This is a genomic window from Promicromonospora aerolata (assembly GCF_042682255.1).
Taxonomy (GTDB): domain Bacteria; phylum Actinomycetota; class Actinomycetes; order Actinomycetales; family Cellulomonadaceae; genus Promicromonospora; species Promicromonospora aerolata.
Genome location: NZ_JBHUHF010000001.1, coordinates 4,764,922 through 4,777,395 on the forward strand (window position 1 = coordinate 4,764,922; position 12,474 = coordinate 4,777,395).

Sequence of the window (12,474 nt, forward strand, 5' to 3'; positions counted from 1 at the left end):
GGGAGGGAGCACACCATGCGCTATCTCATGCTCGTCCTGGACACGCCCGACGCACCGGCCGATCCCGTGGGCGTGCCCGACATCGAGACCTGGGTGCGGGACACCTACGACTCGGGCCGGGCGATCATCGGCGACCGGCTGCGCCCGCCCGCCGACGCCGTCGGCGTCCAGGTGCGCACCGGCGAGGTGGTGGTCACGGACGGCCCGTTCACGGAGACCAAAGAGGTGATCGCGGGCTTCGACATCCTCGAGGCGCCCGAACTCGACGAGGCCATCCGGATCGCCGCGGCCCACCCGATGGCGCACACGGGGGCCATCGAGCTCCGTCCGTTCTGGCCGCTCGGGCTCGACGGCGACACCGAGGCGTGACCGACGTCGGGCGGGCCGTCGCGGCGGCCTTCCGCGACGAGTGGGGCCGCGTGCTCGCGGCCGTTGCCCGCAGCACCGGTGACCTCGACCTCGCCGAGGACTGCACCCAGGAGGCCTTCGCGACGGCCCTGCGCACCTGGGAGCGCGACGGCGTGCCCGCACGTCCCGGCGCCTGGCTCACCACCACGGCGCGGAACCGGGCGCTGGACCGGTTGCGGCGCCGCGCGGTCGAGGCGGAGAAGGTCGCGCAGGCGGCGCGGCTGACCGAGCGGCTGGGCCCGCCCCTGAGCGATCCGGCGTCCGCGGCCGCCGACGCCGTGGACGGTGGCACCCACGGCACCGGCTGGGCCGCCGTGGAGCCGGAGGACCCCGACGGCGACCTGCTGCGCCTCGTCTTCACGTGCTGCCACCCGGCCCTGCCCCTGGACGGCCGGGTGGCGCTGACGCTGCGGTCGCTCACCGGGATGACGACGGCGCAGGTCGCTCGGGCCTTCCTGGTGCCGGAGACGACCATGGCCCAGCGGCTGACCAGGACCAAGCGCAAGATCCGGACCACCGGCATCGCGTTCCGGGTGCCGCCGCCCGAGCTGCTGCACGAGCGGGTCTCAGCGGTGCTGGCCGTGCTGTACGTGCTGTTCACCGAGGGCTACGACGCGTGGGCGGAGCCGGCCGACGACGTCGCCGGTGCCCAGGACCGACGGGCCCTGGCCGACGACGCGCTCCGCGTCGCCCGACTCGTCGCGCGGCTGCTGCCCGAGGAACCCGAGGCGCGCGGGCTGCTCGCCCTGCTGCTGCTCCAGCACGCGCGCCGACGCGCTCGCCTGGACGCCGGCGTCGATGCGGTGCCGCGCACGCTGGAGGAGCAGGACCGCTCGCTCTGGCAGCACGACGAGATCGTCGAGGGGCTGGCGGTGCTCGACGACGCGCTCGCCGCGCGTCGTCCGGGGCCGTACCAGGTGCAGGCGGCGATCGCGGCGCTGCACGCACGGGCGGAGTCGCCCGACCGGACGGACTGGGCCGAGATCGAGGCGTTGTACGCGGTCCTGGCGGGGATGACGCGCTCGCCGGTGGTGGCGCTCAACCGGGCGGTGGCTGTGGGCATGGCCCGGGGCCCGGAGGCGGGCCTGGCCGCGCTCGACGACGTCGCGTCGGCCCCCGAGCTCGCGGCGTACCACCTGCTGCCGGCGACCCGGGCCGACCTGCTGCGCCGCGCGGGCCGGCCCGTCGAGGCCGCGGCGGAGTACCGGCGCGCGCTCGGTCAGGCGGACCGGGAGGGGGACCGGCGGTTGCTGGGACGTCGCCTCGCCGACCTGACGTCCGCCGACGGGCCCGGACACGCCGACGGGCCCGCCGGACGGCCCGGCCACCGAGGTGATCCGAGCGTCTGACAGGCCCGTCGGTCTGCGCTGCGGTCGGGCTCAGGCTCTATGAACAAGGCTGAGCCTGCGGTTCCGCTTCGGGTGAGTGCCTCGTTCCTCAACCCTGGAAGGGCTTCGCCCCCGTGATCTCCACGGGGATGTCGCGGCCGTTGGGGGCCTGGTAGCTCGTCTTCGCGCCGATCGACTTGCCGTCGATCGCAGCGCCGAGCGGCGACGTCGGCGAGTAGACGTCGAGCTCCGTGGAGCCCGCCATCTCTCGCGAACCGAACAGGAAGCTCATCTCGTCGCCGGCGACGACGGCGGTCACGACCATGCCCGGCTCGACCTTGCCGTCGTCCGCAGGGGTGCCGACCTGGACGTTGCGGAGCTTCTCGGTGAGCTCGAGGATGCGCAGCTCGTTCTTCCCCTGCTCCTCGCGCGCCGCGTGATACCCGCCGTTCTCCTTGAGGTCGCCCTCGTCGCGGGCAGCCGCGATGCGCTCGGTGATCTCCGCCCGATAGGGGCCGGAGAGATGCTCCAGCTCAGCCTTGAGCTTGTCGTGCGCCTCCTGGGTGAGCCAGGTGACAGAAGCGTCGGCCACGGGGGCTCTCCTTTCGTCGTTGCTCGATCGAGCCACAGTTACGGCCGCGCACAAATCCCGACCGACGGAGCGGATCGGGCACGCGCGTCAGCCGGTCAACACAGCGTGTGAAACGACGAGAATACCAATTCCTGGGAAAGACATGCCGAAAGTGCCTTGGGTTCCGCTCTGAGCGGACGGTGTACCCGTTCCGGGACCGTGGCCTCAGCGCACGTCGCAGTGGTCGACGATGCCCGTGGTCGCGAGCTCCGTCGTGGCGATCGTCACGGTGTGGCGTGCGGTACGCGCGGTGTCGGGACCCACCTCGACGTCGATCGCGCCCACCTCCGCGTAGTTCTTGCTCAGCGCGGTCACGGTGCAGACGGCCTCCGTCCCCGGCGGCATGCTCACCTCGAAGGTGACCTCGACCGCCTCGGCGCTCGACACCGAGAAGCCGACGTCGGTGAAGGTCACGGGGTCGCGCTGGGTGTCGACGATCGTGAACCACGCGGCGAGGGCCACACCGGCGGCCAGCGCGAGGGTGACGGCGATCCGGGCACCTACCGACAGCTTCGGCCGGGGGCGGACGTCGTCGGACTCGTCCCAGGGGTCGTCGCCCGCGGAAAGTGCCGCTGCCTGCCGCGATCCCGGCCTGGCGCGGCCGTACCGCTCGGCGAGGCCGGGCGCCCGCTCGGGCGCGGTACCGGTCGGGGCGGCAGGGTCTGGGTCGGTCATCACGGCTCGCTTGGATCGAGGTGTCGGTGGTTCGTAGCAAGATTGTCCCTGGACCATCATGGTCCATGTGAGTGATTGTCCCAGTAGTCATCCCACGCAGCCTCATCCCACACAGGAGGACCCAGTGTCCGTACCCGAGCGCGAGCCGCTCCGTCTGATGGCCGTGCACGCGCACCCGGACGACGAGTCGAGCAAGGGGGCCGCGACGACGGCCCGCTATGCCGCAGAGGGGGTGGAGGTTCTCATCGTGACGTGCACCGGGGGCGAGCGAGGCGACGTCCTCAACCCGTCGTTCGAGGTGCCGGCCGGGCACGAGTTCGAGACGATCGAGGGCCGCCGCGCGGTGCGCCGGCTGGAGATGGCCGAGGCCGCCGCCGCGATGGGCGTGCGGCAGCAGTGGCTGGGCTTCGTGGACTCGGGCCTGCCGGAGGGTGACCCCCTGCCCCCGCTCCCCGAGGGCTGCTTCGCGGTGGTTCCGCTGGAGGAGGCCGCCGCCCCGCTGGTACAGGCCGTACGCGAGTTCCGGCCGCACGTCATCACGACGTACGACCCGTCGGGGGGCTACCCGCACCCCGACCACATCAAGTGCCACGAGGTGTCGTACGAGGCGTTCGCGGCGGCCGGCGACCCCGACCGCTACCCGGGCACGGGCGCACCCTGGGAGCCGCTCAAGCTCTACTACAACCACGGTTTCTCGATGAACCGCATCCGCGCCGTGCACGAGGCCATGGAGGGCGCGGGGCTCGAGTCGCCGTTCGGCGACTGGGTCGAGTCGCGCGACGCGCGCGAGATCCCCGAGCGCCAGGTGACCACGCTGGTCCCGGTCGCCGACTACTTCCCGAACCGGGACGCCGCCCTGCGGGCGCACGCGTCGCAGATCGACCCGACCGGGTTCTTCTTCGCGGTGCCGCGCGACCTCGAGGTCGACGTGTGGCCGTGGGACGAGTACGAGATCGCCGAGTCCCGCGTGCCGCTGCCCGAGCGTGCCACGGGGGAGTACGAGAACGACCTGTTCGAGGGTGTCCGGTCGGAGGTGCCAGCATGAGCCCCCTGGTCGCCGGCGCGCTGTCCTTCGCGACCGACCCGTCGCCGAACCCCACCGAGGGCACGCTCCGCCCGGGCCTGGAGGAGTGGGAGGTCTCACCGGGGCTCATCGGCTTCGTCGTCACCTTCGCGCTGGCGATCGCGTGCGTGCTCCTGTTCCTGAACCTGAGCAAGCACCTGCGCAAGGCCGGTCACAACGCCCGCGAGCAGGGTCTGCCGGTCCCCGAGCCGGAGGTGATCAGCTTCCGCCGCGCCGACGCCGACTCCGGCTCCGGCGCGCGGGACCCGGAGGCCACCGGCACGTCGGACGCGAGCGCCTCACCGTCCGACTCGGGCAGCTCGTCGAGCAGCGGTGGGTCCGGTGGCTGACGTGGCCGCGTCGAGTACCCCCGCCGGCGTCGTGCGCGTGACGGTCGCCCAGGTGGCCGTCACCGGCGATCACGAGGCCAACCGGCAGACCGTGCTCGACGCCTTCGACGTGGCGGAGCGGGCCGAGGCGGACCTGCTGGTGCTGCCGGAGTACGCGTCCGCCTACGACCCGCACGGCGTCGGTCCGGAGCATGCCGAACCGCTCGACGGTCCGTTCGTCACGCTCCTGCGGGCCAGGGCACGTGAGCACCAGGTCGCCGTGATCGCCGGCACCACCTTGCCGGGCTCCGACGGGGCCCGTTCGGTGAACGCGCTCGTCGTCGTCGACGGCGCCGGCGAGATCTCCGGCGTCTACCGCAAGGTGCACTTGTACGACGCGTTCGGATACCGGGAGTCGGACCGCCTCGAACCGGGCCCGGCCGACGCCGAGCCGGTCACCCTTCGCCTCGGCGGGTTCACGTTCGGGGTGCTCACCTGCTACGACCTGCGCTTCCCCGAAGCGGCCCGCCGCCTCGTCGACGCGGGAGCGGACGTGCTGGTGTACCCGGCCGCCTGGGTGGCCGGGCCGCTCAAGGCCGACCATTGGCGCACCCTGCTCCGGGCGCGCGCGATCGAGAACACCGCCATGGTGCTCGGCGTCGGGATGACGGGCCACGGCGTCACGGGGCGCTCGCTCCTGGCGGGACCGGACGGCGTCGTCGGGCTGGAGCTGGAGGAGGAGCAGGCGTACCGCACGGTCGACCTCGATCCCGCCGCGCTCGGCGCGGTCCGCACGGCCAACCCGTCGCTGGCGAACCGCCGGTACACGGTCGTGCCCACCGGGAGGTGACCGGACCGCTGCCGATCTGAGCGCGCCTCACAGCGCACCCTCACAGCGCACCCTCACAGCGCACCCTCACAGCGCACCCTCGCAGCGAACCTCACACCGCGAGGTTCGCCAGGTAGATTGCGACCAGGTGGCACAGGAAGCCGATCACGGTGAACACGTGGAAGATCTCGTGGAAGCCGAACCAGGCCGGGTTCGGGTCGGGCTTCTTGGTGGCGTAGACGACGGCGCCGACCGTGTAGGCGAGACCGCCGGCCAGGATGAGCCAGACGACCGCGGGCCCGCCCGTGGCCCAGAACTGGCCCATGTACGCGACCGCGACCCAGCCGAGCGCGAGGTAGACCGGCACGTAGACCCAGCGGGGCGCGTTCAGCCAGAAGACGCGGGCCAGGAGCCCGAGCAGCGCGCCGCTCCAGACCAGCCAGAGCAGCACCGTTCCCTGGTCGGGCGGCAGGAGCAGCACCGCGAGCGGCGTGTAGGTCCCCGCGATGATGAGAAAGATGTTGGTGTGGTCGAGACGCCGGAGCACGGCGTCGGTGCGGGGTGACCAGCTGCCGAGGTGATAGACCGCGGAGACCCCGAACAGGAGGCAGGCGCTCAGGCCGAACACCGACGCGGAGACCTTGCCCGGCACGGTGGGAGCGAGCACGATCAGCACGATGCTCGCGGCGAGGGCCAGCGGGAACGTCCCGGCGTGGATCCAGCCGCGCAGCCGCGGCTTGATCTTCCGACCGGCCCGCTCGACGAGGTCGCCCGCCGTGTCGCGCACGTCGTCGAGGCTGTCCCTGAACGTGCCTGCCGCATCGTCCGAGCGGCCGGCGGAGTCGTCCGGCTCGTGGGGGTGAGCTCGCACGCGGTTCTCCTCTCCGTTCGGCAACCGGGCGCCCTCCTGGTGCCGGGGCGCAACCTACGGTTGCGTAACTTACTTTAGCGTAGGTTCGGGTATCGCCCGCTGGACAGGGGCCTTGTGAAGATCCTGCGCTGGGTTGGCGGGAGTCGCCCGCCGGGCTGCCCGGAGAGGGGCAAGCGCGCGGGAACCTCCGGCTTCGAGGGGTACCTTTGTCCACGTCCTGCCGGGTCCCCGACCCAGCGCAAGAGCTGCCGTGCGGACCGCCCCTCGCGGCTCCCACAGCCCGACCCACTGAGGTATCCGTGCGTCTGCCCAGCCCGCTGTACCGCCTCTACGAGCTACGCCTGGCGTCTGCCCTGCAGGGCGCGACGCTGCCCCGGCACATCGGTGTGATGCTCGACGGCAACCGCCGCTGGGCGCGCTCGTTCGGAGAGACGGCGGCGACGGGACACCGCCGCGGCGCCGACAAGATCACCGAGTTCCTCGGCTGGGCCGAGTCGCTGGGCATCGAGGTCGTCACCCTGTGGATGCTGTCCACCGACAACCTGAGCCGGTCGGCCGACGAGCTCGGCCACCTCCTCGACATCATCGAGGACGCCGTGTCGGACCTCGCTGAGTCGGGTCGCTGGCGCCTGCGGGTCATCGGGCGGCTCGACCTCCTCCCGGCGCGCCTGGCCACCGCGCTGCGCTCGGCGGCCGACCGGACGGCGGGCGTCAAAGGGCTGCAGGTGAACGTGGCGGTCGGGTACGGCGGACGGACGGAGATCGCCGACGCCGTCCGCTCGTATCTCGCCGAGCGCGCGGAGCACGGGGCCACGCTCGCGGACCTGGCCGAGTCGATCGACGTCGAGCACATCGCGGAGCACCTGTACACGAAGGGGCAGCCCGACCCGGAGCTCGTCATCCGGACCTCCGGTGAGCAGCGCATCGGCGGGTTCCTCATGTGGCAGAGCCAGCACACCGAGTTCTATTTCTGCGAGGCCTACTGGCCGGCGTTCCGGCGCGTCGACTTCCTGCGCGCGCTGCGCGACTTCTCGCTCCGTGAGCGCCGTCTCGGGCGCTGACCCTGGTCGTCGATCAGCGCCCGGGACCCCGGGTCGCCGTATATTCGTATGGTGAAATTCGCCACCACACATGCAGGTAGGTGAGCGAAAGTTCAGTCAGGTAGCGTGCCGTGGATGACGAGGAAGGCGCGCTGATGACCGAGCGACGTGTGCCGTCGGCTCGCGAGGCCGCCGAAGCATGGGAGTCGCTGTTTCGCACCCAGGTGACGGTGATGCGCCGGCTGCTGGCGGACGACATCTGGGGCGACCTGAGCATGCGCGAGTACGACGTGCTGTTCACGCTCTCTCTCGCCCCGGGGGAGACGCTGCGGCTGCGCGAGCTCAACGAGAACATCCTCATGGCGCAGTCCTCGCTGTCGCGCATGGTGGAGCGCCTGGAGAAGCGCGGTCTGGTGCGCAGACACCCCTCACCCGACGACGGCCGAGGCGTGCTGGTGAGCCTCACCGCGGAGGGCACGGTGACCCAGAAGGAGCTCGGTCGGCGCCACGTGCGGTCCATCGCGCACTACGTGGCACCCGCGATGGACGCGGAGGACCTGAACCGGCTGCGTGAGCTGGCGGACACGCTGCGGGCGGCCCAGGGAGACATCGAGGACTTCTGACCGGGCCCGGCCGGCGCACCCCTCGTCGGCCGGAACCTGCCGGCCCACAACCCGGCTGACCTGCGCAGGGACCGGTTCAGGCCGACCGTGCCTGGTGGCGGAGCGCGTCCACCACCACCCGCACGGCGGCCCGGTCCATCGTGGTGCGCCGCACGACGAGATGGATGTCGCGGCGCGGCGGGTCGACCAGGTCGAGCGTGCGCACGGCGTACCGGTCGTGGACGGCGAGCAGCGGCAGCAGCGTGACCGACAGGCCCGCCTCGACATGACCCAGGAGCGTGCCGTAGCTCTCGAACCGCGCCACCGTTCTCGGCGTGAAGCCCGCCCGCCCGCAGAGGCGTTCGGCGAGGTCGGCCAGGTGGGCTCCGGGGTGCTCGAACGCCCACGGCTCGTTCGCCAGCGTGGCCAGGTCGACGCGTCCCGTGCGCTCGCCGGTCGCCGTCTCGCGCGCCGTCACGAGCACCACGCGGTCGCCCGTCAGGGGGAGGCGTGCGAGGCCGGCGTCGGGCGGGACGGGGGCGTCCGGGAAGTCTGCGCACACGGCGACGTCCACCTCGCCGCGCTGCAGGGCAGGGCGGCTGACCAGGGGTTCCGCCTCGGTGAGCTCCACCTGGATACGCGGGTGCTCCCGGGCGAGAGCGGCGACGGCGGGTACCACGATGCCGTGGAAGGCACTGGTGAACGCGGCCACCCGCACCACGCCGGTGGCCTCGGAGTGCAGGCCCGCGAGGTCGGCCTCCGCGGCCGCTATCCGGTCGAGGATCTCGGAGGCGTGGGCCGCGAGCGTGACGCCGGAGGGGGTCAGCCGGATGCGCCGTCCCACCCGCTCGAAGAGCTGGGCCTTCGCCTCGGTCTCCAGCGTGGCGAGCTGCTGGGACACGCTCGACGGGCTCATGTGGGCTGCTTCGGCCACGGCGCGGACCGTGCCGAGCAGGTGGAGCTGGTGCAGGAGGCGGAGCCGCCAGGGATTGAGCATGCACCCATCTTTGTGCAGAACTGCCGAACATTCTATTCGGGAATGGAGCCTGGACCCGTACACGGAACAGTGATTACCGTCACCTTATGAACGTCGGCGTCCCCACGGAGATCAAGAACAACGAGAACCGGGTCGCGCTCACGCCCGCCGGCACCCACGAGCTGGTCCGCCGCGGCCACGACGTGCTGGTGCAGGCCGGCGCCGGGCAGGGCTCCGGCTTCGACGACGACGCGTACCGCCTTGCCGGTGCGCGCATCGTCGACACGGTCGAGGAGGTGTGGGGTACGGCCGAGCTGCTGATCAAGGTCAAGGAGCCGATCGAGCCCGAGTACGCGCTGATGCGACCGGACATGACCCTCTTCACCTACCTGCACCTCGCGGCGTCCGCGCCGTGCACCGATGCGCTGCTCGCGGCCGGCACCACCGCCATCGCGTACGAGACGGTCCAGCTCGCGGACCGTTCGCTCCCGCTGCTCAGCCCGATGAGCGAGGTCGCCGGACGCCTGTCCGCGCAGGTCGGTGCCTACCACCTCCTCCGGCCCCAGGGCGGCGCCGGAGTGCTGATGGGCGGGGTGCCCGGCACCCCCAAGGCGAAGGTCGTCGTGATCGGCGGCGGCGTGGCCGGCGAGCACGCGGCGGCCAACGCGCTGGGGATGGGCGCGGACGTCACGATCCTGGACGTCTCCATCCCGCGGCTGCGCCAGCTCGAGGTGCGGTTCGGCGGCGCGGTGGCCACACGGGCGTCGACGGCGTACGAGGTGGCGGAGCAGGTGGAGTCCGCCGACCTGGTCATCGGGTCGGTCCTCATCCCCGGCGCCGCGGCACCCAAGCTCGTGACCGACTCGATGGTCAAGGCCATGAAGCCCGGTGCGCTGCTGGTCGACATCGCCATCGACCAGGGTGGCTGCTTCGAGCACTCGCACCCCACCACGCACGACGCCGCGACCTACGCGGTGCACGACACGCTCTACTACTGCGTGGCGAACATGCCCGGGGCCGTACCGGTGACCGCGACCAGGGCGCTGACCGCGGCGACGCTGCCGTACGTCGCAGCGATCGCGGAGAAGGGCTGGCGGGACGCGCTGCGCGCCGACGCGGCGCTCGCCCACGGCCTGAGCACGCACGCGGGGCGCATCACCAGCACTGCCGTAGCCGAGGCCTTCGGGGCCGACGCGGTTCCAGTGGCCGAAATCCTGGCGGCCTGACGGCGCGGACCGCCTACGATCAGCGCGTGGAACCGCTGCACGTCGTTGTCTGTCCCGACTCGTTCAAGGGCAGCCTGTCTGCCGCCGAGGTCGCGTCCGCCGTCGCCGACGGGGTGCTGGACGCCGCCCCGGACGCCGTCGTGACCCGGCTGCCCATGGCGGACGGCGGCGAGGGCACCCTCGACGCGCTGCTCGCCGTCTGGGGGGTCGAGGCGCTGGTCACCGAGACGGTCGACGCGATCGGCCGGCCGACGTCGGCCCGGTGGGCAGTGTCGCCCGACGGCCGCACCGCCGTCGTCGAGCTGGCCGAGGCCAGTGGCCTGCCCGGGGTGTCCGACGCACCGCTCCAGCCGCTGCACGCCGGGACCCGCGGTACCGGGGACGTCGCGCGCGCCGCGCTCGATGCCGGGGTCGCCGAGATCCTCGTCTGCCTGGGTGGCTCGGCCTCCACGGACGGCGGCTCCGGGATCCTGACCGGGCTCGGCGCCCGCCTCCTCGACGCGGACGGCGCCCAGGTGCCCGACGGTGGCGAAGGTCTGGCCTCCGTCACGACCCTCGACCTGTCCGGCCTGCACCCGCGGGCTCGTGAGGTGCGCTGGCGGCTCGCCGTGGACGTCACCAACCCCCTGGTGGGCGAGCACGGTGCGGCCCAGGTCTTCGGACCGCAGAAGGGTGCGCGCGACGGCGCGGCGGAGTTCCTCGACGACGCGCTGCGGCACTGGGCCGACGTGCTCGAGCGCGAGACCGGCGCCGCCGTCGCCGAGGTGCCCGGTGCGGGTGCGGCCGGCGGTGTCCCGGCCGGGCTGATCGCCGTGCTCGGCGCGGAGAACACTCCGGGCGCCGTGCTCGTCGCCGACGCGGTGGGTCTGCCCGCCGCCCTCGCCGACGCCGACCTGGTGATCACGGGGGAGGGCTCCTTCGACTCCCAGTCGGTCAACGGCAAGGTGGCCGACGGCGTCGCGCGGCTCGCCGCCGCGTCGCCCACCCGGCCGCCCGTCGTGGTCGTGGCCGGCCAGGTGCTGCTCCCGGAGGCGCAGGCACGCGCTGCGGGTATCGCCGCCGCCTTCTCGATCGCTCCCGGCCCGGTGGAGCTGGACGACCTGATCGCGCGCACCGCCCCGCGCCTGCGCGACCTGGCGGCGGCCGTGACGAGCCTGGTCGGTGCCGGGCGCCGCTAGCTCGGCCGGTCTGCACCGGCTGGGTCGGGAGCCTGCTCACTGCCGACGTCGTAGGGGAGTGCCGACCGTGAGCGGAGGCGCAGCCACAGCACGGCCGCGACCGCCGCGACCACCTGCAGGAGGCCGGTCACGACCAGGACCGGTCCTGCGCCGAACGCGCCGATCAGCGCACCACCCACGAGCAGTCCGGCCGAGGCACCACCGCTGTGCAGCACCGTCTCCGCGGTGAACGCGGTACGCCGCTCCGCGCCCGTCGTGCGGTCCACGACGAGCGCGTTGAGAGCCGCGATCCCGAACGGCATGGTCACCCCGCCCACGGCGGACACCAGGGCGACGGCGAGCAGGTTCGGCGCGGCAACGGGCAGCGCGAGGTACGCGACGCCCATCATCACCCACGACACCACGATCGCCGGGATGCGGGGCACCCGGTGCACCACGAGCGGTGCCACGAACGACATACCGACCGTCGCGGTGCCGTAGCCCGCCAGGCCGGCCGCGACCAGCTCGCCCGGCCGGTCGAGCTCCGCGCCGAGCAGGGTCAGCCCCAGCGTGAACGCGAACCACGTGATGCCTCCGATGCCGGCGAGACCGATGCCGACGGCAAGGTCCGGGTGGGCGCGCAGGACGGTGCGCATGGACGGGGCGGGTGCGCGGGGCGCGGGGCTCGCGACGGGCTCGGCCGCCGCAGCCGCCGGTACGGTCAGCATCGCCACCGCGCTCAGTGCCACGGCCGCCGCCTCGCACCACAGCAGCGGCTCGGCGCCCCACATGACGAGCAGCCAGGCCCCGAGCGGGGGTGCGAAGATCATGGACGACCGGTGCGCGAGATCTTGCCAGGCGAGGGCTCGCGCGCCGACGTCGGGTCCGTTCCCGGGCAGCTCGGCGAGGTCCGCGGTCAGGGCGCGCTGCGCCGGCGCCAGCATGGCCGACGTCGCCCCCGTGACCAGACCGGCCGCGCACAGGACCACGGCGCCGACGCCGACGGTCGCCGCCGCCACCGGGACGAGCAGCAGCCCGATCGTCTGGACGGTGAGCAGGGCGGCCAGCGCGCGGCCCGACGTCAGGTGGGACCGCAAGCGCCGCCCCCACCACGCGGAGGTCAGCAGCGGCAGGCCGGCGAAGCCGCCCACGAGCCCGGTGGTCCAGGCATCGCCGGTCTGGTCGAGCGCCACGAGCGGGAGCGCGACGGCGGTGATGCGCTGGCCGGTCCAGGTGACGAAGGTCGTGGCGGTCAGCGTGACGAGGTGAGGGTGACGCACAGCGTCATCCTGCGCCGGTCCCAGGGCGCTCGGGTAGACGCTGGTCGAGCATGAGCGGA

The 12,474-nt window shown here is 73.0% G+C and carries 14 protein-coding genes; 9 read left to right on the forward strand and 5 right to left on the reverse strand.

Translation table 11 applies throughout. The annotated features are described in order from the left end of the window. Nucleotides 1-15: 15 nt before the first annotated feature. Nucleotides 16-369, forward strand: coding sequence for a YciI family protein (locus ACFSL2_RS21290; RefSeq protein WP_377199755.1), 354 nt, complete (start codon nucleotides 16-18; stop codon nucleotides 367-369). Next, nucleotides 366-1,757, forward strand: coding sequence for an RNA polymerase sigma factor (locus tag ACFSL2_RS21295; protein ID WP_377199756.1), 1,392 nt, complete (start codon nucleotides 366-368; stop codon nucleotides 1,755-1,757). Before ACFSL2_RS21290 ends, ACFSL2_RS21295 begins: the two co-directional genes overlap by 4 nt. Before the next feature lie 88 nt (nucleotides 1,758-1,845). On the opposite strand, the gene greA is transcribed toward ACFSL2_RS21295, so the two are convergent. Together greA and ACFSL2_RS21305 are read right to left on the reverse strand one after the other, a co-directional pair. After that, nucleotides 1,846-2,328 carry a transcription elongation factor GreA gene (gene greA, locus ACFSL2_RS21300; RefSeq protein ID WP_253872106.1) on the reverse strand — a complete coding sequence of 161 codons (483 nt, stop codon included), beginning with the start codon at nucleotides 2,326-2,328 and terminating at the stop codon, nucleotides 1,846-1,848. 204 nt (nucleotides 2,329-2,532) lie between these two features. Beyond that, complete coding sequence (locus ACFSL2_RS21305) at nucleotides 2,533-3,042, reverse strand: DUF4307 domain-containing protein (RefSeq protein ID WP_377199757.1); 510 nt, start codon at nucleotides 3,040-3,042, stop codon at nucleotides 2,533-2,535. 157 nt (nucleotides 3,043-3,199) lie between these two features. Between ACFSL2_RS21305 and mca the strand changes: the two genes are divergently transcribed. From mca to ACFSL2_RS21320, 3 genes are read left to right on the forward strand one after another with little or no spacing between them, the layout of a single operon-like run. Then, a complete protein-coding gene (mca, locus tag ACFSL2_RS21310) occupies nucleotides 3,200-4,087 on the forward strand; it encodes a mycothiol conjugate amidase Mca (protein ID WP_377200867.1) in 888 nt (295 codons plus the stop codon). Further along, the gene (locus ACFSL2_RS21315) at nucleotides 4,084-4,455 is read left to right on the forward strand and encodes a hypothetical protein (protein ID WP_377199758.1); all 372 of its coding nucleotides are present in this window, start codon (nucleotides 4,084-4,086) and stop codon (nucleotides 4,453-4,455) included. The genes mca and ACFSL2_RS21315 overlap by 4 nt, the downstream gene beginning before the upstream one ends. Further along, nucleotides 4,448-5,284, forward strand: coding sequence for a carbon-nitrogen hydrolase family protein (locus ACFSL2_RS21320; protein ID WP_377199759.1), 837 nt, complete (start codon nucleotides 4,448-4,450; stop codon nucleotides 5,282-5,284). The genes ACFSL2_RS21315 and ACFSL2_RS21320 overlap by 8 nt, the downstream gene beginning before the upstream one ends. 91 nt (nucleotides 5,285-5,375) lie before the next feature. Here ACFSL2_RS21320 and trhA read toward each other — a convergent pair whose 3' ends face one another. Further along, on the reverse strand, nucleotides 5,376-6,050 hold the full coding sequence (gene trhA / locus ACFSL2_RS21325) for a PAQR family membrane homeostasis protein TrhA (protein WP_377200868.1): 675 nt from the start codon (nucleotides 6,048-6,050) through the stop codon (nucleotides 5,376-5,378). A gap of 383 nt (nucleotides 6,051-6,433) precedes the next feature. On the opposite strand from trhA, the gene ACFSL2_RS21330 reads away from it, so the two are divergent. Further along, the gene (locus tag ACFSL2_RS21330; protein WP_377199760.1) at nucleotides 6,434-7,195 is read left to right on the forward strand and encodes an isoprenyl transferase; all 762 of its coding nucleotides are present in this window, start codon (nucleotides 6,434-6,436) and stop codon (nucleotides 7,193-7,195) included. 134 nt (nucleotides 7,196-7,329) lie between these two features. Then, nucleotides 7,330-7,797 carry a MarR family winged helix-turn-helix transcriptional regulator gene (locus tag ACFSL2_RS21335; RefSeq protein ID WP_377199761.1) on the forward strand — a complete coding sequence of 156 codons (468 nt, stop codon included), beginning with the start codon at nucleotides 7,330-7,332 and terminating at the stop codon, nucleotides 7,795-7,797. Nucleotides 7,798-7,873: 76 nt separating this feature from the next. On the opposite strand, the gene ACFSL2_RS21340 is transcribed toward ACFSL2_RS21335, so the two are convergent. Then, nucleotides 7,874-8,773, reverse strand: coding sequence for a LysR substrate-binding domain-containing protein (locus tag ACFSL2_RS21340; RefSeq protein WP_377199762.1), 900 nt, complete (start codon nucleotides 8,771-8,773; stop codon nucleotides 7,874-7,876). An 86-nt stretch (nucleotides 8,774-8,859) separates the two neighbouring features. On the opposite strand from ACFSL2_RS21340, the gene ald reads away from it, so the two are divergent. Together ald and ACFSL2_RS21350 are read left to right on the forward strand one after the other, a co-directional pair. After that, nucleotides 8,860-9,978 (forward strand): alanine dehydrogenase, encoded by a 1,119-nt coding sequence (ald, locus tag ACFSL2_RS21345; RefSeq protein ID WP_377199763.1) that lies wholly within the window; start codon nucleotides 8,860-8,862, stop codon nucleotides 9,976-9,978. Nucleotides 9,979-10,004: 26 nt separating this feature from the next. Then, nucleotides 10,005-11,156, forward strand: a complete 1,152-nt coding sequence (locus tag ACFSL2_RS21350; protein ID WP_377199764.1) for a glycerate kinase — start codon at nucleotides 10,005-10,007, stop codon at nucleotides 11,154-11,156. Here the strand turns inward: ACFSL2_RS21350 and ACFSL2_RS21355 are convergent. Continuing rightward, entirely contained in the window at nucleotides 11,153-12,415 is a 1,263-nt protein-coding gene (locus ACFSL2_RS21355; protein ID WP_377199765.1) for an MFS transporter, read from the reverse strand. The genes ACFSL2_RS21350 and ACFSL2_RS21355 overlap by 4 nt on opposite strands. Nucleotides 12,416-12,474: the final 59 nt, after the last annotated feature.

What these genes read in the sequence shown, in the direction of transcription:
- ACFSL2_RS21290 (WP_377199755.1), top strand. Translation starts at nt 16, where the DNA reads ATGCGCTATCTCATGCTCGTCCTGGACACGCCCGACGCACCGGCCGAT.
- ACFSL2_RS21315 (WP_377199758.1), top strand. Translation starts at nt 4,084, where the DNA reads ATGAGCCCCCTGGTCGCCGGCGCGCTGTCCTTCGCGACCGACCCGTCG.
- mca (WP_377200867.1), top strand. Translation starts at nt 3,200, where the DNA reads ATGGCCGTGCACGCGCACCCGGACGACGAGTCGAGCAAGGGGGCCGCG.
- ACFSL2_RS21335 (WP_377199761.1), top strand. Translation starts at nt 7,330, where the DNA reads ATGACCGAGCGACGTGTGCCGTCGGCTCGCGAGGCCGCCGAAGCATGG.
- ald (WP_377199763.1), top strand. Translation starts at nt 8,860, where the DNA reads ATGAACGTCGGCGTCCCCACGGAGATCAAGAACAACGAGAACCGGGTC.
- ACFSL2_RS21305 (WP_377199757.1), bottom strand. Translation starts at nt 3,042, where the DNA reads ATGACCGACCCAGACCCTGCCGCCCCGACCGGTACCGCGCCCGAGCGG.
- ACFSL2_RS21340 (WP_377199762.1), bottom strand. Translation starts at nt 8,773, where the DNA reads ATGCTCAATCCCTGGCGGCTCCGCCTCCTGCACCAGCTCCACCTGCTC.